This window comes from Caulobacter sp. AVps18, from assembly GCF_058681425.1.
The window spans coordinates 626,160-649,423 of record NZ_CM178737.1 but is presented as its reverse complement, the minus strand read 5'-3'; the positions used below and the strand labels follow the sequence as shown (position 1 = coordinate 649,423).

Genomic DNA, 23,264 nt, shown 5'->3' with positions numbered 1-23,264 from the left:
AGGATTAGTCCGATGGCTCACGCCGCAGACATTGATCATCACGACGACGCCCATGGCGCTGACGACAAGCCGCCCTTCTTCCAGCGCTGGTTCTTCTCGACGAACCACAAGGACATCGGCACGCTCTACATCATCTTCGCCATCATGGCGGGCCTGGTGGGCGGCGCGCTTTCCGGCCTGATCCGCTGGGAGCTGATGGAGCCGGGCATCCAGGTGTTCTCGGACACCGGCCTGCTGGCCCAGTGGGGCGTCTTCAAGGGCAAGCACGGCTATAACGCCGTCGTCACCGCCCACGCCCTGATCATGATCTTCTTCATGGTCATGCCCGCCATGATCGGCGGCTTCGGCAACTGGTTCGTTCCGATCATGATCGGCGCGCCGGACATGGCCTTCCCGCGCATGAACAACGTGTCGTTCTGGCTGCTGGTCGCCGCCTGGATCCTGCTCTGCACCTCGATGTTCGTCGACGGCGGGCCTGGCCACGGTTTCGGCGGCGGCTGGACGATCTATCCGCCGCTTTCGACCACGGGCCACAAGGGTCCGGCCATGGACCTGGCGATCCTGTCGCTCCACCTGGCCGGCGCTTCGTCGATCCTGGGCGCGATCAACTTCATCACCACGATCTTCAACATGCGCGCGCCGGGCATGACCCTGCACCGCATGCCGCTGTTCGCCTGGTCGGTGCTGATCACCGCCTTCCTGCTGCTGCTGTCGCTGCCCGTTCTGGCCGGCGCCATCACCATGCTGCTGACCGACCGCAACTTCGGCACCCACTTCTTCGACCCGGCGGCCGGCGGCGACCCGGTGATGTTCCAGCACCTGTTCTGGTTCTTCGGTCACCCGGAAGTCTACATCCTGATCCTGCCAGGGTTCGGCATCATCAGCCACATCGTCTCGACCTTCTCCAAGAAGCCGGTCTTCGGCTACCTGGCGATGGCCTATGCCATGGTCGCCATCGGCTTCGTCGGCTTCGTCGTGTGGGCTCACCACATGTACACCGTCGGCATGAGCATCAACCTGCGCGCCTATTTCGTGGCCGCGACGATGATCATCGCCGTTCCGACCGGCGTGAAGATCTTCTCGTGGATCGCCACGATGTGGGGCGGCTCGATCAGCTTCAAGACGCCCATGCTGTGGGCGATCGGCTTCATCTTCCTGTTCACGGTTGGTGGCGTCACCGGCGTGGTCCTGTCCAACGCCGGCATCGACTACAGCCTGCATGACACCTATTACGTCGTCGCCCACTTCCACTACGTGCTGTCGCTGGGTGCCGTGTTCGCCATCTTCGCCGGCTTCTTCTACTGGTTCGAGAAGATGTGGGGCGTGAAGTACAACGAGTTCCTGGGCTGCCTGCAGTTCTGGATCATGTTCATCGGCGTCAACCTGATCTTCTTCCCGCAGCACTTCCTGGGTCTGCAAGGCATGCCGCGTCGCTATGTCGACTATCCGGACGCTTTCGCCCTTTGGAACTATGTCTCGACGATCGGCTACATGGTCACCGTGGTCGGCGTGGGTGTGTTCCTGGTGCTTCTGCTGGAAGCCGCCATCCGTCGCCGCAAGGCCGAGGCCAATCCGTGGGGCGAAGGCGCCACCACCCTGGAATGGACCCTGTCTTCGCCGCCGCCGTTCCACCAGTTCAGCGAACCGCCGGTGATCAAGGAAGACGATCACCACTGATCGCCTGACTTATCTGACCTGAAACGCGGGGGCGCGGTCTGGACCACTTAAGGGTCCGGGCCGCGCCCTTCGCCCATCAAGATCGCTATAATCAAAACCTCGATGCCCAAGATCGCCGCAATCACCCCTGAAACCGACCAGGCCGACACGGGCCCCGCCGTGGCGCGCTGGCAGGATTTCTTCCAGCTGCTCAAGCCCCGCGTCATGTCGCTGGTGGTTTTCACCGGCCTGACCGGCCTGGTGGCGGCGCGGGCACCGATCAATCCGATCCTGGCCGCCGTCGCGGTGCTGTGCATCGCCGTCGGGGCAGGGGCCTCGGGCGCCCTGAACATGTGGTTTGACGCCGATATTGACAGGCTGATGCGCCGCACGCGCGGCCGCCCGGTGCCGTCAGGCAAGGTGCGCGGCGACGATGCGGCCGCCCTGGGCGTGGTGTTGTCCCTGCTGTCGGTGATGCTGCTGGGCATGGCCATCAACTGGCTGGCGGCGGGCCTGCTGGCCTTCACCATCGTCTTCTATGCCGTGGTCTACACCATGTGGCTGAAGCGCTGGACGACCCAGAACATCGTCATCGGCGGTCTGGCCGGGGCCCTGCCGCCGGCCATCGGCTGGGCTGCGGCCACGGGCTCGGCCCCTTTGAACGCCTGGCTGATGGTGGCGATCATCTTCTTCTGGACGCCGCCGCACTTCTGGTCGCTGTCGCTGTACATCACCACCGACTATGCCAAGGCCGGGGTGCCCATGCTGCCGGTGGTCAAGGGCGCCAAGCACACCCGCCTGCAGATCCTGCTCTACAGCCTGGTGCTGGTCCCCATCTGCCTGTCGCCGGTGCTGACCGGCCTGGGCGGGCCGCTGTACCTGGCCGTTGCCGGCCTGGGCGGCGCGGTGTTCCTGCTGCTGGCCGTGCGGGTCTATCTCAGCAAGGCCGGCGACGCCGCTGATCCACGGGCCGCTGACCGCGACCTCTATGAGGTCAGCGAGGATGCGAAAGCCGCCGGCGCCAAGGCCGCCCGTAACCTGTTTGCCTTTTCGATCCTCTACCTGTTCGCCATGTTCGCCGCCCTGCTGGGCGAGGCGGTCGTCGGCGTTAAAGCCCTGGAGCTTCTGTCATGAACAAGCTGGTCGAGGACGACGCCGTCGCCCGCGCACGCAAGGGGCGAAACATCGCCCTGGGCCTGGGCCTGGTGGCCTTTGTCATTCTGATTTTCGTGGTCACTCTTGTGAGGCTTGGCAGCAATGTCGCGCATCGTCCCTTCTGATCCCGTCAAGGCCCTGGCCGCAAAGCGCAATGTGCGCGTCGGTCTGATCTGTGCAGCGGCATTCTTCGGCATGGTCGGCGCGGCCTATGCCTCGGTGCCGCTCTACAAGCTGTTTTGCCAGATGACCGGCTTTGACGGCACGGTGCGCAAGGCCGAGCTGGCGCCGACCAAGGTTCTGGACCGCAAGGTCACCATCCGATTCGATTCGAACATCCGCGACCTGCCCTGGGATTTTTCTACCGAGCAGGTCAGCCAGCAGGTTCGTATCGGCGATACCGGCCTGGCGTTCTTCAAGGTCACCAACAAGAGCGACAAGCCGATGACCGGCCGTGCGATCTACAATGTGGTGCCGGAGCAGGCCGGGCCCTATTTCCAGAAGCTGGAGTGCTTCTGCTTCAGCAACCAGACCCTGGCCCCCGGCCAGACCGTGGAATTCCCGGTCGTCTATTTCGTCGACCCGCAATATGCCGACGATCCCGAGACCAAGGGCAAGGGCGAAATTACGCTGTCCTATACCTTCTTCCCGGCGGTCGTGGACGATTCCGGGCGTAAACTGGCGGCATCGACCACGCCGCGTATCGAGCAACCCCTTGGCGGCGCGCCGTCTAGGGGGCTATAGCGTACAACACAATGCGCAACGGCGGGGGGACCGGCCGTGCGTCTCGAGGGATAAAGGGTTAGCACCACCATGGCCCACGGCGCCGTCAAACACGACTATCACATCCTGCCGCCCAGCCCGTGGCCCTTCGTGGGTTCGGCCGCCGCGACCGTCATGGCCATCGGCCTGATCGGTTGGCTCAAGGGCGGTGTGCTGGGCATCGAAAAAGGCAACTGGGCGATCTTCGCCGCAGGCATGGCCGGCATCCTCTACACCTTCTTCGGTTGGTGGCGCGATGTGGTGAAGGAAGCCAATGCGGGCGACCACACCCCGGTCGTTTCCATCGGCCTGCGCTACGGCATGATCCTGTTCATCGCTTCGGAAGTGATGTTCTTCGTGGCCTGGTTCTGGATGTTCTTCGAGATGGCGCTGTTCCATGAGCACCGCACCCTCTCGTCCATCGAGGAAGTCCGCACCGCCTGGGCCGCCTGGCCGCCCGCCGGTGTCGAGACCGTCTCGCCCTGGCATCTGCCGCTGGTCAACACCCTGACCCTGCTGCTGTCGGGCACCACCGTCACCTGGGCGCACCACGCCCTGCAGGTGGGCGACCGCAAGGGCGCCAAGTGGGGTCTGATCCTGACTGTCGTGCTGGGCGCGCTGTTCACCGCCATCCAGTTCTATGAATACGCCCACATCAATCACGAGCAGCTGTTCTATTCGGAAGCCGCCGTGAACTCGGGCCTCTATGGTTCGACCTTCTTCCTGGCCACCGGCTTCCACGGCTTCCACGTGTTCGTCGGCACCCTGTTCCTGATCGTCTGCCTGATCCGCCTGATGAACGGCGCCTTCACACCCAAGCAGCACTTCGGCTTCGAAGCTGCCGCCTGGTACTGGCACTTCGTGGACGTGGTCTGGCTGTTCCTGTTCGCCTTCGTCTATGTGATCTTCGGCGCTTCGACGCACTAGGTCATAAGCTTCAAGGGGGCCCGGAACGCAGACCAGCGTTCCGGGCCTTTTTCATTTTCGGGATACTCCCATGGCCCATGTGAACCCCTATCTCGCCGGCGCGACCGGACGTTGCCCCAAGTGCGGCGAGGGGTTCCTGTTCGACGGCTTTCTGAAGATCGCGCCGACGTGCGAGGCCTGCGGCTTTGAGTTGGGTCGCAACGAGACCGGCGACGGGGCCTCGACCTTCATCATCCTGATCGGCGGCAGCGTCGGCGCGTTCGGCGCCCTGTTCTCGATGTTCGCCTGGAACTGGCCGGTGTGGCTGCTGCTGCTGGTCTGGCTGCCGGTGACCCTGTTCCTCAGCCTTGGCCTGATGCGACCGGCCAAGGGCCTGATGGTGGCCGCCGCCATCGCCAATAAAGCCTCCGAAGCGGGCGGCCGCGATGTCTGAGCCGGCTCCTCCCGTGAAGAAGGCGGGCTTTCCGTTCGGGCTGACGGTCGCCGTCGCCATTGCCTTTGGCATTCTGTCCTTCCTGGGCGGCTGGCAGTTGCAGCGCATGGCCTGGAAGGACGATCTGCTGGCGCGGATCGAGACCCTGAAGACCGCGCCGCCCGTTCCCCTGGCCACGGCCCTGAGCGCGGCCGCCAAGGGTGATAACCTCGCCTGGACCCGGGTATCGGTAGATTGCCGCCCCGCCGGCCTGCCGCCCCTGACCCTGGCCTATGGCATCCGCGACGGTGACGTGGTCTGGCGCGCCCAGGCGCTATGCGGGCTCGCGGACGGCCCTTACGGCCTGATTCTGATCGATCGCGGCGTGGTTCCCGAGTTGACGGGGCAGGTTGAGGCACCCGCACGGGTGTTCGCCGAGCCCGGACAGGTGACGGGCATCCTGATCCCCCTGGCCCAGCTGGGTGGTGACCGCGCCAAGGCGGTGGCGGGCCTGGCTGGCCGCACGCCCGCGCCCCTGGCCCTGATGGCCGAGCGTGAAGCGCCGGCTCCCGCCGGGATCACCCCCGCACCGCTTCCGGCAGAAATTTCCAATCGGCACCTGGAATACGCCCTGACGTGGTTCGGTCTTGCCGTAACCCTGCTGTTTATCTATGCCGCCATGCTCTGGCGGAGACTGAGACCCTGATGCGCTACGTTTCGACCCGCGGCGAGGCCGCCCCGATCGGATTCCTCGACGCTGTCCTGGCGGGCCTGGCCCCGGACGGTGGCCTGTATGTGCCGGCCGAGTGGCCCAGCTTCACCAAGGGCGAGATCGCCGCCTTTGCAGGCATGACCTATGCCCAGGTGGCGACCGAGGTGGTCGGCAAGTTCGTGGGCGACGACATCCCGCGCGAAGACCTGGCCCAGATGTGCGAGGAGGCCTATGCCACCTTCGCCCATACCGCCGTGACGCCGTTGAAGCAGCTGGGCCCCAACCGCTTCCTGCTGGAGCTGTTCCACGGCCCGACCCTGGCGTTCAAGGACGTGGCGATGCAGCTGCTGGGGCGGCTGTACGACTATGTGCTGGAGCGGCAGTCGCGCAAGATGACCATCATCTGCGCCACCTCGGGCGACACCGGCGGCGCGGCAGTCGAGGCCTTCCGGGGCCGCAAGAACGCCCGCATCGTGGCCCTGTTCCCCGAAGGCCGGATCAGCGAGGTCCAGCGCCGGTTCATGACCACGGCCACCGACGACAATGTGGCCTGCATCTCGATCCAGGGCTCGTTCGACGACTGCCAGGCCATCGTCAAGCAGGCCTTCCAGGACGACCAGTTCCGTCACGCGGTCGACCTGTCGGGCGTCAACTCGATCAACTGGGCCAGGATCGCGGCCCAGAGCGTCTATTTCTTCACCGCCGCCGTGGCGCTCGGCGCGCCTGAGCGGGCCGTGGCCTTCGTGGTGCCGACGGGCAATTTCGGTGACGCCTATGCCGGCTTCGTGGCCAGCAAGCTGGGTTTGCCCATCGTCCAGATCACCGCCGCCACCAATTCCAACGACATCCTGGCCCGCACCTTCGAGGAGGGCCGCTATGCCAAGGGCGCGGTGGCCGCGACCCAGAGCCCAGCCATGGACATCCAGGTGGCCTCCAATTTCGAGCGCCTCTATTTCGAGGCCGTGCGCCGCGACGGCGTCGAGACCGGCCGCGCCTTCCGGGGCTTCACCGACAGTGGCGTGATCGACATCCCGCCCAGCGCCTTTGCGATGATGCGCGAGCTGTTCCGCGGTGCGTCGGTCAGCGAGGCCGACACCGCCAAGACCATGCTCTCGACCCTCAATGAGACCGGCGAAGTCATCGACCCGCATACGGCCGTCGGCGTGGCGGCGGCTGCCGGCGTCAGGCTGGCCGACGCCACGACGCCGATCGTGGTGCTGTCCACCGCCCATCCGGCCAAGTTCCCCGAAGCCGTCTCGGCAGCCTGCGGCCTGGTTCCCGCCACCCCGCGCACGACGCCCGACCTGTCGAAAAAGCCCGAACGCTTCGACCGCCTGCCCGCCAGCGGCGAGACGGTGAAGGCCTATGTCCGGACCTTCGCGGCGACCTCGTGAGGGCGTCATGGCAAATCCTCCCCCTGAAGGGGGAGGTGTCGGCGAAGCCGACGGAGGGGGAAGGTCTGACGACTCATTGCCGACTACCCCCACCGACCTTCGGTCGCCTCCCCCTTCAGGGGGAGGATCGCTGATGACCGCCACCCTCCACACCCTCCCCAACGGCGTCCGGGTCGTCTGCGATCCGATGCCGGGGCTCGAGACCCTGGCGCTAAGCGTCGTCGCCGGGCGTGGCGCGGCCTATGAGGATCCGGCCCGGTCAGGCTGGTCGCACCTGCTGGAGCACATGGTTTTCAAGGGGGCCGGCGCGCGCTCCTCGCGCGATATCGTCGAGGTGATCGAAGGCCAGGGTGGCTCGATCAACGCTGCCACGGGCTATGAGCGGACCAGTTTCCAGGTCCGGGCCCTCAAGGGCGGGCTGGAGCTGGGCATGGAGGTCATCGCCGACCTGCTGCTGCGCCCCACCCTGGACGAGGCCGACCTGACCCGCGAGAAGCAGGTGGTGCTGCAGGAGATCGCCGAGGCGGCCGACGCGCCCGACGACTATGTCTTCGACCTGATCCAGAAGGCCGCCTGGGGCGACCATTCGGTGGCCCGCCCGATTCTGGGCTCGGCCGACAGCGTCAATGCCGCGACCACGGCGGCCCTGTCCGACTGGCGGGGCGCGGTCTATGCCCCCGACCGCCTGCTGGTCAGCGCCACCGGCGCCGTGAGCGAGGCGCAACTGCTGGACGCCGCCCGCGCGGCCTTTGGCGACATGCCCGCCGTTCCCGGGCCGTCCGAACCGGCCGGCGCGCCCTTCGTCGGTGGCCACGAGGGCGAGGTGCGCAAGCTGGAGCAGTCGCACCTGGTGTTCATGCTGCCGGCCTGCGGTTCGCGCGAGCAGGACTATTTCGCCCTGCGCATCTTTGCCGAATGTCTGGGGGGCGGGATGTCGTCGCGCCTGTTCCAGGAAGCCCGCGAGAAGCGGGGGCTGGCCTATAATATCGACGCCTATTCCGACACCTATGCCAACCACGGCGCGCTGGGCATCTATGCCGGCTGCGCGGCCAAGGACGCCGTCGAGACGGCCAAGGTCTGCGCCGAGCAGTTGCTTGCCCTGGCCCGGCAGATCGAGCCGGGCGAGCTGGCGCGCGCCAAGGCCCAGCTGAAGGCCCACATGTTCATGGCCCGCGAGCAGCCGCTGTCGCGGGCCGAACAGGCCGCCGGCCAGGTGTTGCTGTTCGACCGCCTGTATCCCACGCCCGAGCTGGCCTTCGAGGTGGATGCGGTGACGCCCGCCGACATCGTGCGGCTGGGCCAGCGGATGCTGGACGGCAAGCAGTGCGCCACGGCGGTGCTGGGGGCCAAGGGGGCGCTGAAGGCCGGTCCGGCGTTTGAAAAGGCGCTGTTCGGCGCACACTGACGATCTCGCATCGGTCTGCTAGACAGAAAGCCTTGTGATCCGTTTGGCTCGCGGCGGGGTTTGAAACCGGCGTGGCCTGCCGATTGTTATGCTCGAACGTCGCGACAAAGCGTCGCGACCGGGGATGCTTGTGTCGACCTTTTTTCCGATCTTCCGCCCCCGTCCTGGTCTGAAACTGCAAGGCCGCGGCGTCTATCTGCGTCCCCCGCGCCTGGCCGACTATCGGGCCTGGGCCGAGCTTCGTCGCACCTCTCGCAGCTTCCTGGAGCGCTGGGAACCGACCTGGCCCGAGGGCGACCTGGGCCGTCCCGCCTTCCGCGCGCGGCTGGGCGCCTATGCCCGGGAACTGGAGATCGGCGAGGCCTGGCCCTTCTTCGTGTTCAGAAAATCCGATGACGCCCTGATCGGCGCGGTGCGTCTGTTCCATGTGCGCCGGGGCGTGGCCCAGACCGGCACCATCGGCTACTGGGTAGGCCAGAGCCACGCGCGCCAGGGCCATATGAGCGACGCCGTCGCCACTGTGGTCCGGTTCGCCTTCGAAGGCCTGGGCCTGCACCGCCTTGAAGCCGCCTGCATGCCCGAGAACACGGCCTCGGCTTCGCTGTTGCTGAAAAGCGGGTTTTTGGAAGAAGGTTATGCTCGCGCTTATTTGAAAATTAACGGCGAGTGGCGAGATCATCGTCTGTTCGGACTTGTTTCGCGCCTCTCGTGAACAAGCCGGCGCAAGACGCCACTGCGGCGTAGGATTGATTATGTCGTTTCGGGCTACGGACCGTAGGATATGGGACACCACAGCGACCCTGGAGGCGCTGGGGGGCGCTGACGTGGCCCTGTGGATCTGGGAGCCCGAAGCTGATCGCCTGCGCGTCAATGGCGCGGCCCGAACGCTCGGCCTTGGTCCCCTTGCTCCCGAATGCTCGTCGGCCGCCTTCCGGGCCCTGGCCCTGCCTCAGGACCGGGCGCAGGCCGAAGAGGTGCTGCGCCTGCGCGAGCCGGGCTCCGAGGTGGTGGCGCGTCTGCGCATGCGCGACTCCGAAACCTGTATCTGGCGCGGCGTCTGGCTGGAAGAGGGCGTGCGCGCCGCCGGCGTGGTGGCCCCCGAGGTCAAGTTCACGGCGTCGGGCCGCTGCGACCTGACCGGCCTGCTGGACCGCAAGAGCTTTATCGCCCAGGCCCGAACGCGCCTGGGCCAGGACGGCGTCCATGAACTGGTCGTCGCCGACGTTGATCGCCTGCGCCGCCTCAACGAGGCCCTGGGCCACGAGCGCGCCGACCTGGTGCTGGCCGCCCTGGGCTCGCGGCTGGCGGCCGCCTTCCCGGCGGGCTCGATCATGGGCCGGATCGGCGAGGACGAATTCGCCGTGCTGTGCGAGCCCAAGGGCTTTGCGCCGGCCGAGATACTGCGCGCAGCGCTGGAGCAGCCCCTGCGGGTGGCCGGCTTCGACATCCATCCCACCCTGTCGATCGGGGCGGCGTCCACCCAGGGCGGCGAGGATGCGCCTGAGGCCATCGAACTGTTGCGCCGCGCCGAGCTGGCCGTCGAGGCTGCGTCTGCCGCAGGGCGCGGCGGCGCGGCGGCCTATGGCCGCGCGATGGAGACCGACGGCCTGTCGCGGCTGGCGCTGGAAGCCGATCTGCGCGGCGCCATCGCCCGCGGCGAGATCACGCCTTATTTCCAGCCGGTCGTACGCCTGTCGACCGGCGCCCTGTCGGGCTTCGAGGCCCTGGCCCGCTGGCTGCACCCGCGCCGGGGCATGCTGCCGCCCGACGAGTTCCTGCCGCTGATCGACGAAATGGGCCTGATGAGCGAGCTGGGCGAGCACATGATGCGCACCGCCGGCGCTCAGCTGGCCGCCTGGCGCCACAGCCATCCGGCCGTCGGTGCCCTGACCGTCAGCGTCAACCTGTCGACCGGCGAGATCGACCGTCCGGGCCTGGTCGATGACGTGGCCGAGGTGCTGCGGGTCAACAAACTGCCGCGTGGCGCCCTGAAGCTGGAAGTCACCGAAAACGACATCATGCGCGACCCAGAGCGCGCGGCAGTGATCCTGCAAACCCTGCGCGACGCCGGTGCGGGTCTGGCGCTGGATGATTTCGGAACCGGCTTCTCGTCCCTGCAATATCTGACGCGCCTGCCCTTCGACACCCTGAAGATCGACCGCTACTTCGTGCGCACCATGGGGGCCAACGAAGGCTCGTCCAAGATCGTCCGCTCGGTGGTCAAGCTGGGCCAGGACCTCGATCTCGAGGTCGTCGCCGAAGGCGTCGAGAACGCCGAGATGGCCCACGCCCTGCAGGCCCTGGGCTGCGACTACGGCCAGGGCTTCGGCTATGCGCCGGCCCTGTCGCCGCAGGAGGCCGAGGTCTATCTCAACGAAGCCTATGTGGACGGCGCCGCGCCGGTGAAGGCGCGGGGGTGATCCTCCCCCTGAAGGGGGAGGTGGTCGCGTAGCGACCGGAGGGGGAGGTCATCCCGCCTTTGCAAACGACCCTCTCCGTCGGCTTCGCCGACACCTCTCCCTTCAGGGAGAGGATTTCAAGCCCGCCCGGCCTGGCTTGACAGGTGATCGGCCGAAACCCCCAGCTTGGCCAGGGCCCGGGTCCACTTTTGCGCGTGGTCGTCGTCGAATAGCAGGCCTTCGTCGGCCTCGCAGATCAGCCAGATGTTGTCGCGCACCTCCTGCTCCAGCTGGCCAGGACCCCAGCCGGCATAGCCGAGGGCCAGGATCGAGCGGCGGGGGCGGCGGATGCGGCTGCCGATGGCGTCCAGCACGTCGCGGGTCGCCGTCAGGCCCAGGCCGTCGGTCAGGTGGATGGTCGAATCAGGCGAGTTGAAGTCGTCGGTGTGAAGCACAAAGCCCCGCTCCAGCTCCACCGGCCCGCCCAGCAGGACAAGGTCGTCCAGGGTCTTGATCTCGGAACGCACGCCCAGCTTGTCGAGCAGTTCGAACACGGTCAGGCCCTCGACAGGGCGGTTGACGGTGATGCCCATCGCCTGCTCGGCGTCGTGGGCGCACAGATAGAGGACCGCCCGCTCGAAGCGCTCGTCCTCGATACCGGGCATGGCGACCAGCAGCCGCCCGGCCAGGAAATCAGGCTCTTCATGAGTCACGCGGTCCATGACCGCAGGATCGTGACAGAACGCGACGGTTTCAAGTCGAACCTTGGGGTTGGCGCGTTGTCCCCGGAGCTATATTCGATTTGCGCACTCTCAACGAACAGGACCAAGCCCATGACGATCAAGGTTGGCGATACGCTTCCCGCGGCCACTTTCATGACCAGCACAGCCGAAGGCCCTGCGCCGATGACCACCGACGCGCTGTTCAAGGGCAAGACCGTCGCCCTGTTCGCCGTGCCCGGCGCCTTCACCCCCACCTGCTCGGCCAAGCACCTGCCGGGCTTCAAGGAGCACGCCGCCGAGTTCAAGGCCAAGGGCGTCGACACCATCGCCTGCGTCTCGGTCAACGACCTGTTCGTCATGAAGGCCTGGGGCAAGGACCAGGGCATCGACGGCGAAGTGCTGCTGCTGGCTGACGGCAATGGCGAGTTCACCAAGGCCCTGGGCCTGGAATTCGACGGCAGCAAGTTCGGCATGGGCCTGCGCTCGCAGCGCTACTCGCTGATCGCCAAGGACGGCGTCGTCGAGACCCTGAACGTCGAAGAAGGCGGGGAATTCAAGGTTTCGTCGGCGGACTACATGCTGGAACAGCTGTAGGGTTCAAAGATCCAAAAAGCCTTGTCATCCCGGCCGCAGCGAAGCGGAGAGCCGGGACCCAGGGGCAACCGCGATGCGCCGGCCCCTGGGTCCCGGGTCGGCTACGCCGCCCGGGATGACAAGCAAAATGAAAGGCGGTGGAGCAATCCACCGCCTTTTCTTTGCGCGCCCGCTCAGGTCATTTGCCGCCCATGGAACAAACCAAGAATCAGTTCATGGTAGAGAGCCTAAGTTAACGCTCAACCCGCTCAAGCTTTCTACGCAACCGTCGGATTGGTCGGCGGAGACAGGATCGAGAATGACCGAGCAAACCGCTATGATCTTTTGCTCCTCTTGCAAGAAGCAGCCTATTCCAGCTCCAGAGCTTGGCGAAGGCGTATGGCGCTGTCCTAAATGTGGCCAGCAAGATGCCCAGGACCTGATCATTCAGGAGGGTAAAGCTCACGCGACAGAAATGGCCCAACGGGGCTGGAATGATGCCATAGGCAATGTCGCGAAGCAGGTGAAATTCATGACTTTCAAACCAGGTCGAGTTGAAGCCCGTGCATATCGCTGGGTGACCGATTTCGAGCTCAACCTTTAGGCCGTTGTCTTCCATTGGGGACGTATCAGGCCCCCAGCATCTCCGCAGTAACGCTCTCCAGATCCGCCCCGCCCGCCGTCACCGCCGCGACCTGTCCGGGCACAGTGGCCAGCACGTTCTCGGCATAGACCCGCGCCAGCGCCAGCCGAAGGCCATGGGGCTCGGCCAGGGCGCCCTTGGCCAGCATCCACGCGCCGACCGTGTCGCCCAGCAGCTTCAGATAGGCCGTGGCCCCCGATAGGGCGTCGGGCATAGCGCGGGCCCGCCGCTCGATTAGCCAAGCGGTGGCGGCGCTGGCCGCGTCCAGGGCCGCGTCGAGGCGCAGGGCGAAACCGGTCAGGTCGCCGCCGGCCGTCTTTAGCAGGTCCACTGTGTCGCGCATGTCGTCCATCAGGTCGCCGATCGCCTGACCTTCGCCCAGCATCAGCTTGCGGCCGACCAGGTCGATGGCCTGGATGCCGTTGGTCCCCTCATAGATCGGGGCGATGCGGGCGTCGCGATAGTGCTGGGCCGCGCCGGTCTCTTCGATGAAGCCCATGCCGCCGTGGATCTGCAGGCCGTCCGAGGCGACGGCCACGCCGATGTCGGTGGACCAGGCCTTGGCGATGGGGGTCAGCAGTTCCTCGCGCAGCCTGGCCGCGACCCGGATCTCTTCGGTCGCGCCGTGGCCGGCCAGATCGGCAGCGACCGCGGTGGACAGGCAGATGCCGCGTGCGGCCTCGATCCTCGCCTTCATCAGCATAAGGGTGCGGCGGATGTCGGGATGGTCGAACAGCGGAGCAGACGCCTCGCCGGTCCAGGCCGAGCGGCCCTGGCGGCGTTCCAGCGAAAAGGCCAGGGCCTGCTGATAGGCCCGCTCGGCAATGGCCACGCCCTGGGTGCCGACCTGCAGGCGCGCGGCGTTCATCATCGTGAACATGTGGGCCAGGCCCTTGCCCAGTTCGCCGACCAGTTCGGCCTTTGCGCCCTCGAACAGCATCACGCAGGTGGGCGAGCCATGGATGCCCAGCTTGTGCTCCAGCCCCCCGACCCGCAGGGCGTTGGCCTCACCTGGACCGCCGTTTTCGTCGACCAGGATCTTGGGGGCCAGGAACAGCGAGATGCCTTTCACCCCGGGAGGGGCATCAGGCGTGCGGGCCAGCACCAGGTGGACGATGTTGTCGGCCACATCGTGATCGCCCCAGGTGATGTAGATCTTCTGGCCGGTGATCGCCCAGCCGCCGTCGCCGTCCGGCGTCGCCAGGGTGGTGATCGAGGCCAGGTCCGAGCCAGACTGCGGCTCGGTCAGATTCATGGTTCCGGTCCATTCGCCGGAGACGAGACGCGGCAGATAGAGGGCCTTCTGGCGGTCTGTGCCGTGCTGGGCCAGGGCCTCGATGGCCCCCAGGCTGAGCATGGGGCACAGGCCGAAGGCCATGTTGGCGGCGTGCACCATCTCGAATGTTGCGACTTCCAGGGTCTTGGGCAGGCCCTGACCGCCATGCTCGGTCGCAGCCGCCAGCCCGGTCCAGCCGCCTTGCGCAAACTGGCGATAGGCATCGGCAAAACCCGGCGCAGAGCGGACCACGCCGTTTTCCAGTCGCGCCCCGACCAGATCGCCCTGACGGTTCAGCGGGGCCAGCACGTCGGCTGCGAGCTGGCCGGCCGCCTCCAGAACGGCGTCCACGGTATCGGCGTCCGCCTCGGGGAAGGCCGTTGCCAGGCGGTCAAAGCCGGCGGCGTGGCGCAGCGAGAAGGCAATGTCGCGGACGGGGGCGCGGAAGGTCATGACCGACGAAACTCCAGGGTACCGGTCCCCTCTGTAGGCGCGGTCGCCCCGTCCGCCAAGCCGCCCCCCGGACCGGCGGCGAAGAGGGCGAGAGGGGCTGCGTCTCACGCTTTCGTGATCGCGCGCCTCTTTATCTGAACCGAAGACGCCCTAAGTCGTTGAAACCGTAACCGCTGCTATGACAGTTTGGAGACTTCTTCTGATGGCCCGTCCCTTCGCCTATGCCGCACTCGCTGCCGCGCTCCTTTCGGCGCCCGCCGCCCTGGCTGCGCCGGGTGTCAATTCGACCAAGCCCGCCGACCTGCCGGCCGGCAACTATATGCTCGACAAGACCCATGCTTCGCTGACCGCCAAGCTCAGCCATATGGGCTTCTCGGGCTACACCCTGCGCTTCACCAAGCTGGACGCCAGCTTCACCTATGACCCCAAGACGCCGGAAGCGGCCAAGATCACGGTCACGGTTGACCCGGCCTCGGTCGACACGTCCACCGGCGCCGACGCCTTCGGTCTGAAGTTCAACAAGGAACTGGCCGGCGACGGCTGGCTTGAAGCCAACAAGTTTCCGACCATCACCTTTGTCTCGACCAAGGTTGATGTCGGTGACGGCCGCAAGGGCAAGGTGACGGGCGACCTGACCTTCCACGGCGTGACCAAGCCAGTCGTGCTGGATGTCACCTTCAATGGCGTGGGTTCGGGCTTTGCGCCGGGCAGCGTCAAGACCGGCTTCTCGGCCTCGACCACCATCAAGCGTTCGGAATTCGGCGTCGCCAAGTACGTCCCGCTGGTCGGCGACGACGTGACGCTGAACATCGAAGTCGAGTTCGACAAGAAGTAGGACTGCAGGGCTGCGGGCCGGGCCGGTGACGGTTCGGGCTGCAAGCCGGGCCATTCCATCCTAAGCTGAAGGCGAGGCGGTCGTCCGTGCGGCGGCCGCCTCGTTTCGATCACACGACGTCTGGAGACCCGCATGGCTGCGTCGCGGACCCGCTACACCACGGTAGCGATCGTCATTCACTGGCTGATTGCTGCGGCCATCATCTTCCAGATCATTCTGGGCTGGCGGGCGGGCGACGGCCCCAAGGGCGCGACCACCTTCGCGCTCTACCAGCTGCACAAGTCCATCGGTATCACCATCCTGCTGCTCAGTGTGGCACGGCTGGCCTGGCGGCTGTTCAACCCGCCGCCCCCCGCCCCCGAGGGGCAGCCGAAGTGGGAAAAGACCGCTTCGCATCTGGTCCACTGGGGCTTCTATGTCATCATGATCGGCCTGCCGCTGACGGGCTGGATCCTGGTCTCGACCAGCACAACCAGCATCCCGACCCTGCTTTACGGGGCGATCCCGTGGCCGCATCTGCCCGTGCTGCCTGAGCTGGCGGCCGGGGCCAAACATGTCTGGCACCAGATCGGCGAGATCGGTCACGAGGTGCTGGTCAAGTTCACCTATCTGCTGCTGCTGCTGCACTTGGGCGCGGTGGCCAAGCATCAGGTGCTCGACAAGGACGGCGTGTTTGGAAACATGGCCCCGGGTGCCAAGCCGGGCCTGAAGGAGCCTCGCGCCTGGCTGGCCGCCGCCGGCTTCGTGGCTGTGGTCGCCGCCGGCTATCTCTATATGCCGGCCGCCAAGCCCAAGGCCGCACCGGCTGTGGCCGAGGACCCTGCGCCGCCCGAGGTTGCGCCCGTCGCCGTTGCACCTGTCGCCGCTGCGGCCATGCCCGCCAACGTCCCGGCGCCTGCCGAGGCGGCACCTGTTGCCGATAGCGCGCTCAAAGACCCCGTCGTCTGGTCGGTGAGCAAGGGTTCGACCCTGGGCTTCACGGCCAGCTGGGGGGGCGAGGCTCTGGAGGGCAGCTTCAGCCGCTGGACCGCCGACATCCTGTTCTCGCCAGAGGCTCTGGACCGCTCGAAACTGACCGTTTCCATCGACATGACCTCGGCCAAGACGGGCGATGACCAGCGCGACGCCAGCCTGCCGGGCGATGATTTCTTCGCCACCGCCGCCTATCCCAAGGCCGTGTTCAGCGCCAGCAAGTTCCGCAAGACCGGCGAGGGCCGCTACATCGCCGACGGGACCCTGGACCTGCGCGGGGTCAAGAAGCCGCTCAGCCTGCCGTTCAGCCTCAAGATCGACGGCGACACGGCCACGGCGCGCGGTGTAACCACCCTGGACCGGACCGTGTTCGGGGTTGGACAGGGCGAATGGGCGAGTACGGATCAGATCGCGGCCAAGGTGAAGGTCAGCTTCGCCCTGACCGCCAGGACGAAATAGACGAGGCCGCCCGGGCCCTGGCGTCCGGCGGGCTGGTGCTGCTGCCGACCGAGACCGTCTATGGCCTCGGTGCCGACGCCTCCAACGCAGCGGCGGTCGCGGCGATCTTCGAGGCCAAGGGCCGGCCGCGCTTCAATCCGCTGATCGCCCATGTGGCCGACGTCGAGGCGGCCGCCCGCATCGCCGTGCTGGACGCGCGCGCCCTGGCCCTGGCCAAGGCGTTCTGGCCCGGTCCTCTGACCCTGGTAGCCCCGATCCGCGACGCGGCCGCCGTCTGCGACCTGGCCCGTGCGGGACTCGACACCGTGGCCATCCGCGTGCCGGGCCATCCGCTGGCCCACGCCGTGCTGGCGGCGTTCGGCGGGCCGGTGGTGGCACCCTCGGCCAACCGCTCGGGCCGGCCCAGTCCGACCACCTATAACGACGCCATGGGCGAGACCGGCGACCGCTGCGCCGCGACGCTGGACGGCGGGCCGTGCGCGGTGGGGCTGGAATCCACCGTGGTGGCCGTGCTCGACGGCCCGCCCCGCCTGCTGCGGCCCGGCGCCGTCACCCGCGCCCAGCTGGAGGCCGTGGTCGGCCCGCTGGCGGAAGCTCAGGACGACGCCAAGCGCTCGCCCGGCCGCCTGGCCCTGCACTATGCCCCCGACGCGCCGGTGCGCATCGATGCCGCCGCGCCCCTCAACGGCGAGGCGTTTCTGGCCTTTGGGCCGTGGCCGGAAGGGGAGGGCGTGTTCAATCTCAGCCCTGCCGGGTCTCTGAGCGAAGCTGCCGCCAATCTCTTTTCGTTCCTGCGCGCCGCCGATCGGACCAAACCCGTCGGTATCGCCGTAGCGGCCATTCCCCAGGAAGGCCTGGGCGAGGCGATCAATGACCGGCTGAGACGCGCGGCCGGGTTCGTGGGATAGAGGCCGATGAAATTCAAGATCATGTACCTCGAGGACAAGTCCAAGGGCCTGAACGGCCCGGCCCGCATCGGAAGGGTGGGGTCGTCGAAGACCGGCGAGACCCTCTACTATGCCGGCCGCGCGTTCGAGGCCCTGCGCAATTCGGGTCTGAAGGCCAATTTCCGCGACCTGGAAACCGGCCAGCCCTTCTGGATCGCCAAGGCCCGCAAGGACGGCGGTGACCGGCTCTACAAGGGCGCGGGCGATCCGGCGGTGATCGATGAGGACGTGCGCGAGGAATATTGGCGCGTGATCCGTGGCGTGCCCGATCCGGACCTAGCCCAGGGCTGAGCGGACGTCGGTCAACGGAAAGTCGTTGCCCTTATAGAGCAGGGGCGCATCAAGCGTTTTCGCCAGGGCGTAGGCGAAGCAGTCGCCAAGGTTCAGGCGGGCTGGATGCCGACCTTTGCCATAGAGCAGATAGGCTTCGAGCGCTGTGGCGTCGATGGCCTGATCTCGGGCCGTCTCAATCCGATAAACGCCCAGCCACTCGTCCAGCACATCTCGAGACGGGAAGTGGTCGCGTCCGACGAGCACCGTGCCGAGCTCGACATAGTTGATCGGCGAGATGAGCAGCTCACCCCCTGCTTCCAGAGCGTCGATGAATGTGTCGCACTCGGGTTCCTCAAGAGCGATGGCGACCAGGGCGGAGGTGTCGACGATGATCGTTTTCACGAATCGATATCAGTGACGCCGGGGATTTCCCAAAGCGCGTCAAAGTCCGCCTTTGTGATCGGCGGCAGCTGTCCGGCGCGGGCGGCGGGGGTCAGGTATTTCCGGGTGATGGCTTTCATCTCCGCGACGCTACGAGGCTTATGCGGGCGCTCCTCGCCGCGCTTCGCCGCCAGCCGTTCCCGCACCGCGATCTCAACGGCTGTGGTCAGGCTCTCGCCGGTCAGCTGTGCCAGTTCGCGCACGACCCGTTCGGCTTCGGGATTCTTGATCAGGATGCCCATGTCGGTCTCCGTATAGATCGCAGTATATACTGACAGGGGGCCTCGCAAAAGCGTATCCTCCGCCCCCATGACCAAGCCCGTTCCCGCAGACGTCGTTTCCCGCCTGAAAGCCGTGCTCGGCGAGGGCGGATGGAGCCAGGACCCCGCGCGCCTCGAACCCAAGCTGGTGGAGTGGCGCGGTCGCTGGCGGGGCCAGACGCCGTTGCTGGTGCTGCCGCGCACGACCAAAGAGGTCGCCGCCGTGGTCGGCATCTGCGCCGCCGACGGCGTGGCGATCACCCCGCAGGGCGGCAATACCGGGCTTGTGGCGGGCCAGATCCCGCAGGGCGAGATCCTGCTGTCCACCGAAAAGCTGCGCACCGTGCGCGATGTCGACGGCCTGGACGACGCCATGGTGCTGGAGGCCGGCGTCACCCTGTCCCAGGCCCATGAGGAGGCGGCCAAGGTCGGGCGGCGGTTTACGGTGGGCGTGGCCTCGGAAGGCTCCTGCACCATCGGCGGGCTGATCTCGACCAATGCCGGCGGCACGGCGGTGCTGCGCTATGGCATGATGCGCGAGCAGGTGCTGGGCATCGAGGCCGTCCTGCCCAATGGCGAGATCTGGAATGGCCTGAAACGCCTGCGCAAGGACAATACCGGCTACGACCTCAAGCAACTGCTGATCGGGGCCGAGGGCACGCTGGGCGTGGTCACGGCCGCCAGCCTGAAACTGCACCCGCTGCTGGCCTCGCGCGCCGTGGCCATTGTCGGTCTGGGCTCGCCCGAAGACGCCATCCAGCTGCTGGCCCGCGCCAAGGACGAGACGGGCGGGGCGGTTGAGGCCTTCGAACTGATGGGCCGGCTGGGCTTTGAGCTGACGGTGCGCAATGTCCCGGGCCTGCGCGATCCGTTGTCGTCGATCCATCCCTGGTATGTGCTGATCGAGATCGCCAGCGGCGAGCCCGGCGCGGCCGAGGCGGCGCTGGAGCGGTTACTGGCCGGGGCGCTGGAGCGTGGCCTGATCAGCGACGCGGCCGTCGCCCAGACCGACACCCAGATCAAGGCCTTCTGGCATATCCGCGAGGGCCACTCGGCCGGCCAGAAGCCCGAGGGCGCGGCCTGGAAGCACGATGTCAGCGTGCCGGTCTCCAAGATCCCGGTCTTCATCGAACGGGCCAATGCGGCCATCGCCAAAGCCTATCCCGGCACCCGCATCGTCGCCTTCGGCCATGTGGGCGACGGCAATGTGCATTATGACGTGCTCCGGCCCGTGGGCGGCGACGAGGACGCCCATGAGGCCCTGCGCGAGGCGGGGGCGAAGATCGTCCACGACATTACCGCCGACATGCACGGCTCGATCAGCGCCGAGCACGGCCTTGGCGCGATGAAGACCGCCGAGGCCCTGGGCTACAAGGACCCTGTCGAGGTCGCCGCCCTGCGCGCCATCCGCCACGCCCTCGACCCGCGGCGGATCATGAACCCGCGCGTTTTGTTTTAGCGGGTCTGGCCTTTCTGGCCCGCAGCGCCGCCACAGCGGCGATCACGGCGCCCAGCGGCAGGACCGCCTTGTGAAAGCCGGGGGTGTGGCCCGGCCCGAGCAGGTTGATCGCCAGCGGGATGAAGCCCCAGCGTCCCGTGCTGATCTCCATCCAGAACGCGCCGACGCCGATCAGGCTAACCAGGCACCACAGGACGCGAAACCGCAGCGCCCGTGTCGAGGCCACCAGAAGCAGCGCGGCGACCATCGGGATCGGCCAGGCGACAGCGGCGATGTGGCCAAGAAGTTGTGGGGTCATGGGGTTCAGCCTTCCAGTCCGTCTGCGCTCGCCATCATCGCCTTGAGCGCCGCCAGATGCCCCTTCAGCGCCTTGCGGCCCGTCGCCGTCAGGGCCAGCCAGGTGCGGACCCGCCCCTCGCTGGGCGTCTTGCGCACCTTCAGGTAGCCGGCCTCATCCAGCAGCTTGATGTGTTTGCTCAGCACCGACTCGCTCACGTCGAGGGCCTCGCGGATCGTGGGGAAGTCTATGGTGTCGACGCCCGCCAGCATGCAGCACATCTTCAGGCGGCTGGGGGCGTGTATCACAGGGTCGAGGGATGCGCTCACAGCTCGCCGCCCTCGCGCAGGTCGCGGCGGAAGGCCGCCTCCCAGACAAAGCCGCCGATGGTGGTGATCACCGCGACGATCCCGCCTGCGAGCGGCATGATCCAGGCTACGCCGGCAGTCCGCTGCAGCCAGAGCGAGCCCAGCACGATCAGCGTGACCGTCGCCGCCAGCCCGAAGGCGACCACGCGGGTGCGTCCCGGCCGATAGCCGCTGACCCACAGGCCGGTATGCTTCTTGTAGGCCGCGACCAGCAGGACCAGGCCGATGCTGAAGGCGGCGTAGTAGGCGCCGATGAAGGTCAGTTGCGCGCCCTGCACGGCCACCAGGCCGCCGATCAGCAGTCCAAGCGCCGGGTGGTACCAGAGCGGCGCCACGGCGCGCCGCGCCAGTTCGGCCTTGGCGGCCTCCACCTCGGCCAGCATGCGGACGGCTTCGGGGTCGAACTTGTTCATGTGGGGTCTCTCACTTTCCATATTGGAAAGTTAGAGGATGGCTTTCCATATCGTCAAGTGACAAGTTTCCAGAATGGAAAGTCAGGTCAGGCTGCCGTCCGTCCGCGCAGCCTTGCCAGCCGCCGCAGCCGCCGCCAGAACCTCGTCTTTTCCGGCTCGGGATAGGGCTGCAGGTTGCGGAAGAACTCCTCGGCGCAGGCCCGCCAGGAGAAGCCCTCGGCGAACTTGCGCACCACGGCCTTGTCGAGATCCAGGCACTCCAGGCACGCCTCGCGCAGGCCGTCGGTCTGGCCCGGCGCCAGCGCCCCGGCGTTGGAGCCGGGGATGATGTCGATGGGGCCGGGGGCCGAAAAGGCCGCCACCGGCACGCCGGCGGCCATGGCCTCCAGGATCACCAGGCCGAAGGTGTCGGTCAGGGACGGGAAGCAGAACACGTCGGCGCAGCCGAAATAGCGGCCCAGTTCGTTGCCGAACTTGGCACCCAGGAACTTCACCTCGGGATATTTCTCGGCCAGCTCTTCAAGCTGGGGGCCGTCGCCGATCACCACCTTGGTGCCGGGCAGATCGAGGCACGCGAAGGCCTCGATGTTCTTCTCGACGGCCACGCGGCCGACATTGAGGAAGATCGGCCGGGCCAGGCCCTCGAACAGGTCGGGCTCGCCCTCGGCGCGGGGCTTGAAGATGTCGGTGTCGACGCCGCGCGACCAGGGCGACAGGTTGCGGAACCCGTGCTTGGTCAGCTCGTCGCGCATGGTCGGCGTGGCCACCATCAGCCGGCCCGACGGCTTGTGGAACCAGCGCATATAGGTGTAGCCGGCGGCCAGCGGCAAAGGCAGGCGGGCCGAGACATATTCGGGGAACTTGGTGTGATAGCTGGTCGTGAACGGCAGCTTCCACTCCAGGCAGATGCGGCGCGCGGCCAGGCCGATCGGCCCCTCGGTGGCGATATGGATCGCCTCGGGCTCGAACGACTTGAAGCGGTCCTGCACCGGCTCATAGGCCCCGATCGCGAGCTTGATCTCGGGATAGGTCGGCAGGGGGAAGGTCGGGAACTGGTCAGGGCTGACGACATCGACCTCGTGGCCCATGGCGCGCAGTTCGTCGACCACCCGGGTGAGGGTGCGAACCACGCCGTTGACTTGAGGTTCCCAGGCGTCTGTGGCGAGAAGTATCCGCATCAGGCGGCGGCAGGCTCCGGCAGGGGCTGTTCACGGGGCGCGGCGATCGCGCGGTCGATCACGGACCACGAGCGGGTCTTGGCCCACTCCAGAATTTCGAGGCGGCCGTCGTTATGTTCGACCAGGGCGGTGCAGCTTTCCACCCAGTCCCCGTCGTTCACATAGGTGATTCCGTCGATATCGCGCATTTCCGCCTTGTGGATATGGCCGCAGATCACGCCGTCAACGCCGCGCCGGCGGGCTTCGTCGGCGACCGCAGACTCGAAGTCTTCGATGAAATGCAATGCGTTCTTCACCTTGACCTTCAGATAGGCCGACAGACTCCAGTAGCCAAACCCCATGCGCCGGCGCGCCCGGTTGAGCAAGGTGTTCAGCATCAGGATGGTTCTATAGGACCAATCGCCCAGGAAGGCGAGCCACCTGGCCTGTTGCACTACGCCGTCAAATTCGTCGCCGTGCACGACCAGATAGCGCTTGCCGTCGGCGGCCTCGTGGATCACGTCGCGGGCCACAACCACCCCGCCGAAATGCACGCCGCAGAAATCGCGGATGCGGTCGTCGTGGTTGCCGGGCACATAGATCACCTCGGTGCCCTTGCGGGCCAGGCGCAGGATCTTCTGCACCACGTCATTGTGGCTCTGGGGCCAGTACCAGCCACTGCGCAGCTTCCAGCCGTCGATGATGTCGCCCACCAGATACAGCCGCTCGCATTCCACATGGCGGATGAAGTCCAGCAGCAGCTCGGCCTGGCAACCGCGTGTGCCCAGGTGCAGGTCGCTGATGAAGATGCTGCGATAGTGGCGGACGGCGATTTCGGCGCTCATACGGGCCCCCGGTTGTTCGCCTGATCGATCCGCCCCCGGATTGGTCGCGACCTGAAGCGAATGCACGGG

27 protein-coding genes and 1 pseudogene are annotated in these 23,264 nt (G+C 66.8%); 19 read left to right on the top strand and 9 right to left on the bottom strand.

Annotation, left to right across the window (positions count from 1 at the left end; genetic code table 11):
* Positions 1-12 precede the first annotated feature (12 nt).
* The 11 genes from ctaD (at position 13) to ACW179_RS02960 (ending at position 10,843) form a co-directional block, all read left to right on the top strand.
* The gene (gene ctaD, locus ACW179_RS03010; RefSeq protein ID WP_492062827.1) at positions 13-1,677 is read left to right on the top strand and encodes a cytochrome c oxidase subunit I; all 1,665 of its coding nucleotides are present in this window, start codon (positions 13-15) and stop codon (positions 1,675-1,677) included.
* A 102-nt stretch (positions 1,678-1,779) separates the two neighbouring features.
* Positions 1,780-2,790, top strand: coding sequence for a heme o synthase (cyoE, locus tag ACW179_RS03005; RefSeq protein WP_492062826.1), 1,011 nt, complete (start codon positions 1,780-1,782; stop codon positions 2,788-2,790).
* A complete protein-coding gene (locus tag ACW179_RS03000; protein WP_492062825.1) occupies positions 2,787-2,936 on the top strand; it encodes a cytochrome c oxidase system small membrane protein in 150 nt (49 codons plus the stop codon). Before cyoE ends, ACW179_RS03000 begins: the two co-directional genes overlap by 4 nt.
* Positions 2,914-3,555 carry a cytochrome c oxidase assembly protein gene (locus ACW179_RS02995; RefSeq protein WP_492062824.1) on the top strand — a complete coding sequence of 214 codons (642 nt, stop codon included), beginning with the start codon at positions 2,914-2,916 and terminating at the stop codon, positions 3,553-3,555. The genes ACW179_RS03000 and ACW179_RS02995 overlap by 23 nt, the downstream gene beginning before the upstream one ends.
* Positions 3,556-3,624: 69 nt before the next feature.
* The gene (locus ACW179_RS02990) at positions 3,625-4,500 is read left to right on the top strand and encodes a cytochrome c oxidase subunit 3 (protein ID WP_492062823.1); all 876 of its coding nucleotides are present in this window, start codon (positions 3,625-3,627) and stop codon (positions 4,498-4,500) included.
* Between the two features lie 70 nt (positions 4,501-4,570).
* Positions 4,571-4,933 carry a DUF983 domain-containing protein gene (locus tag ACW179_RS02985; RefSeq protein ID WP_492062822.1) on the top strand — a complete coding sequence of 121 codons (363 nt, stop codon included), beginning with the start codon at positions 4,571-4,573 and terminating at the stop codon, positions 4,931-4,933.
* A complete protein-coding gene (locus ACW179_RS02980; RefSeq protein WP_492062821.1) occupies positions 4,926-5,618 on the top strand; it encodes an SURF1 family protein in 693 nt (230 codons plus the stop codon). Before ACW179_RS02985 ends, ACW179_RS02980 begins: the two co-directional genes overlap by 8 nt.
* Positions 5,618-7,018 carry a threonine synthase gene (gene thrC, locus ACW179_RS02975; RefSeq protein WP_492062819.1) on the top strand — a complete coding sequence of 467 codons (1,401 nt, stop codon included), beginning with the start codon at positions 5,618-5,620 and terminating at the stop codon, positions 7,016-7,018. Before ACW179_RS02980 ends, thrC begins: the two co-directional genes overlap by 1 nt.
* 133 nt (positions 7,019-7,151) lie before the next feature.
* Positions 7,152-8,423 (top strand): M16 family metallopeptidase, encoded by a 1,272-nt coding sequence (locus ACW179_RS02970; protein ID WP_492062817.1) that lies wholly within the window; start codon positions 7,152-7,154, stop codon positions 8,421-8,423.
* Positions 8,424-8,553: 130 nt separating this feature from the next.
* Complete coding sequence (locus ACW179_RS02965) at positions 8,554-9,135, top strand: GNAT family N-acetyltransferase (protein ID WP_492062815.1); 582 nt, start codon at positions 8,554-8,556, stop codon at positions 9,133-9,135.
* Between the two features lie 40 nt (positions 9,136-9,175).
* Positions 9,176-10,843 carry a putative bifunctional diguanylate cyclase/phosphodiesterase gene (locus ACW179_RS02960; protein ID WP_492062813.1) on the top strand — a complete coding sequence of 556 codons (1,668 nt, stop codon included), beginning with the start codon at positions 9,176-9,178 and terminating at the stop codon, positions 10,841-10,843.
* A gap of 116 nt (positions 10,844-10,959) precedes the next feature.
* Here ACW179_RS02960 and ACW179_RS02955 read toward each other — a convergent pair whose 3' ends face one another.
* Positions 10,960-11,544 (bottom strand): YqgE/AlgH family protein, encoded by a 585-nt coding sequence (locus ACW179_RS02955; protein ID WP_492062811.1) that lies wholly within the window; start codon positions 11,542-11,544, stop codon positions 10,960-10,962.
* A gap of 111 nt (positions 11,545-11,655) precedes the next feature.
* Between ACW179_RS02955 and ACW179_RS02950 the strand changes: the two genes are divergently transcribed.
* The 3 genes and pseudogenes from ACW179_RS02950 to ACW179_RS02940 all read left to right on the top strand — a co-directional run bounded on the left by ACW179_RS02950 (position 11,656) and on the right by ACW179_RS02940 (position 12,721).
* On the top strand, positions 11,656-12,138 hold the full coding sequence (locus ACW179_RS02950) for a peroxiredoxin (protein WP_492062809.1): 483 nt from the start codon (positions 11,656-11,658) through the stop codon (positions 12,136-12,138).
* 13 nt (positions 12,139-12,151) lie between these two features.
* Positions 12,152-12,241, top strand: a pseudogene (locus ACW179_RS02945) (hypothetical protein); the annotation flags it as partial.
* Positions 12,242-12,436: 195 nt separating this feature from the next.
* Positions 12,437-12,721 (top strand): PHD finger domain-containing protein, encoded by a 285-nt coding sequence (locus tag ACW179_RS02940; RefSeq protein ID WP_492062806.1) that lies wholly within the window; start codon positions 12,437-12,439, stop codon positions 12,719-12,721.
* Between the two features lie 25 nt (positions 12,722-12,746).
* On the opposite strand, the gene ACW179_RS02935 is transcribed toward ACW179_RS02940, so the two are convergent.
* Positions 12,747-14,489 carry an acyl-CoA dehydrogenase family protein gene (locus tag ACW179_RS02935; protein ID WP_492062804.1) on the bottom strand — a complete coding sequence of 581 codons (1,743 nt, stop codon included), beginning with the start codon at positions 14,487-14,489 and terminating at the stop codon, positions 12,747-12,749.
* A gap of 202 nt (positions 14,490-14,691) precedes the next feature.
* On the opposite strand from ACW179_RS02935, the gene ACW179_RS02930 reads away from it, so the two are divergent.
* From ACW179_RS02930 to ACW179_RS02915, 4 genes are all read left to right on the top strand, one after another.
* A complete protein-coding gene (locus ACW179_RS02930) occupies positions 14,692-15,324 on the top strand; it encodes a YceI family protein (RefSeq protein WP_492062802.1) in 633 nt (210 codons plus the stop codon).
* A gap of 132 nt (positions 15,325-15,456) precedes the next feature.
* Complete coding sequence (locus ACW179_RS02925; protein ID WP_492062800.1) at positions 15,457-16,755, top strand: cytochrome b/b6 domain-containing protein; 1,299 nt, start codon at positions 15,457-15,459, stop codon at positions 16,753-16,755.
* Entirely contained in the window at positions 16,686-17,663 is a 978-nt protein-coding gene (locus tag ACW179_RS02920; protein WP_492062796.1) for an L-threonylcarbamoyladenylate synthase, read from the top strand. Before ACW179_RS02925 ends, ACW179_RS02920 begins: the two co-directional genes overlap by 70 nt.
* Before the next feature lie 6 nt (positions 17,664-17,669).
* Positions 17,670-17,993, top strand: coding sequence for a 1-deoxy-D-xylulose-5-phosphate synthase (locus tag ACW179_RS02915; protein WP_492062794.1), 324 nt, complete (start codon positions 17,670-17,672; stop codon positions 17,991-17,993).
* On the opposite strand, the gene ACW179_RS02910 is transcribed toward ACW179_RS02915, so the two are convergent.
* Entirely contained in the window at positions 17,979-18,377 is a 399-nt protein-coding gene (locus ACW179_RS02910) for a type II toxin-antitoxin system VapC family toxin (protein ID WP_492062792.1), read from the bottom strand. The two genes, ACW179_RS02915 and ACW179_RS02910, sit on opposite strands and share 15 nt — an antisense overlap.
* Positions 18,374-18,658, bottom strand: a complete 285-nt coding sequence (locus ACW179_RS02905) for a type II toxin-antitoxin system VapB family antitoxin (RefSeq protein ID WP_492062790.1) — start codon at positions 18,656-18,658, stop codon at positions 18,374-18,376. Before ACW179_RS02905 ends, ACW179_RS02910 begins: the two co-directional genes overlap by 4 nt.
* A gap of 67 nt (positions 18,659-18,725) precedes the next feature.
* On the opposite strand from ACW179_RS02905, the gene ACW179_RS02900 reads away from it, so the two are divergent.
* The gene (locus ACW179_RS02900) at positions 18,726-20,135 is read left to right on the top strand and encodes an FAD-binding oxidoreductase (protein WP_492062788.1); all 1,410 of its coding nucleotides are present in this window, start codon (positions 18,726-18,728) and stop codon (positions 20,133-20,135) included.
* On the opposite strand, the gene ACW179_RS02895 is transcribed toward ACW179_RS02900, so the two are convergent.
* From ACW179_RS02895 to ACW179_RS02875, 5 genes are all read right to left on the bottom strand, one after another.
* A complete protein-coding gene (locus tag ACW179_RS02895) occupies positions 20,110-20,433 on the bottom strand; it encodes a hypothetical protein (protein WP_492062787.1) in 324 nt (107 codons plus the stop codon). The genes ACW179_RS02900 and ACW179_RS02895 overlap by 26 nt on opposite strands.
* A gap of 5 nt (positions 20,434-20,438) precedes the next feature.
* Positions 20,439-20,741, bottom strand: a complete 303-nt coding sequence (locus tag ACW179_RS02890) for a transcriptional regulator (RefSeq protein ID WP_492062785.1) — start codon at positions 20,739-20,741, stop codon at positions 20,439-20,441.
* Complete coding sequence (locus ACW179_RS02885) at positions 20,738-21,193, bottom strand: hypothetical protein (RefSeq protein WP_492062782.1); 456 nt, start codon at positions 21,191-21,193, stop codon at positions 20,738-20,740. The genes ACW179_RS02890 and ACW179_RS02885 overlap by 4 nt, the downstream gene beginning before the upstream one ends.
* A gap of 86 nt (positions 21,194-21,279) precedes the next feature.
* Complete coding sequence (locus tag ACW179_RS02880; RefSeq protein WP_492062780.1) at positions 21,280-22,371, bottom strand: glycosyltransferase family 4 protein; 1,092 nt, start codon at positions 22,369-22,371, stop codon at positions 21,280-21,282.
* A complete protein-coding gene (locus ACW179_RS02875; protein WP_492062776.1) occupies positions 22,371-23,195 on the bottom strand; it encodes a UDP-2,3-diacylglucosamine diphosphatase in 825 nt (274 codons plus the stop codon). The genes ACW179_RS02880 and ACW179_RS02875 overlap by 1 nt, the downstream gene beginning before the upstream one ends.
* Between the last annotated feature and the right edge of the window lie 69 nt (positions 23,196-23,264).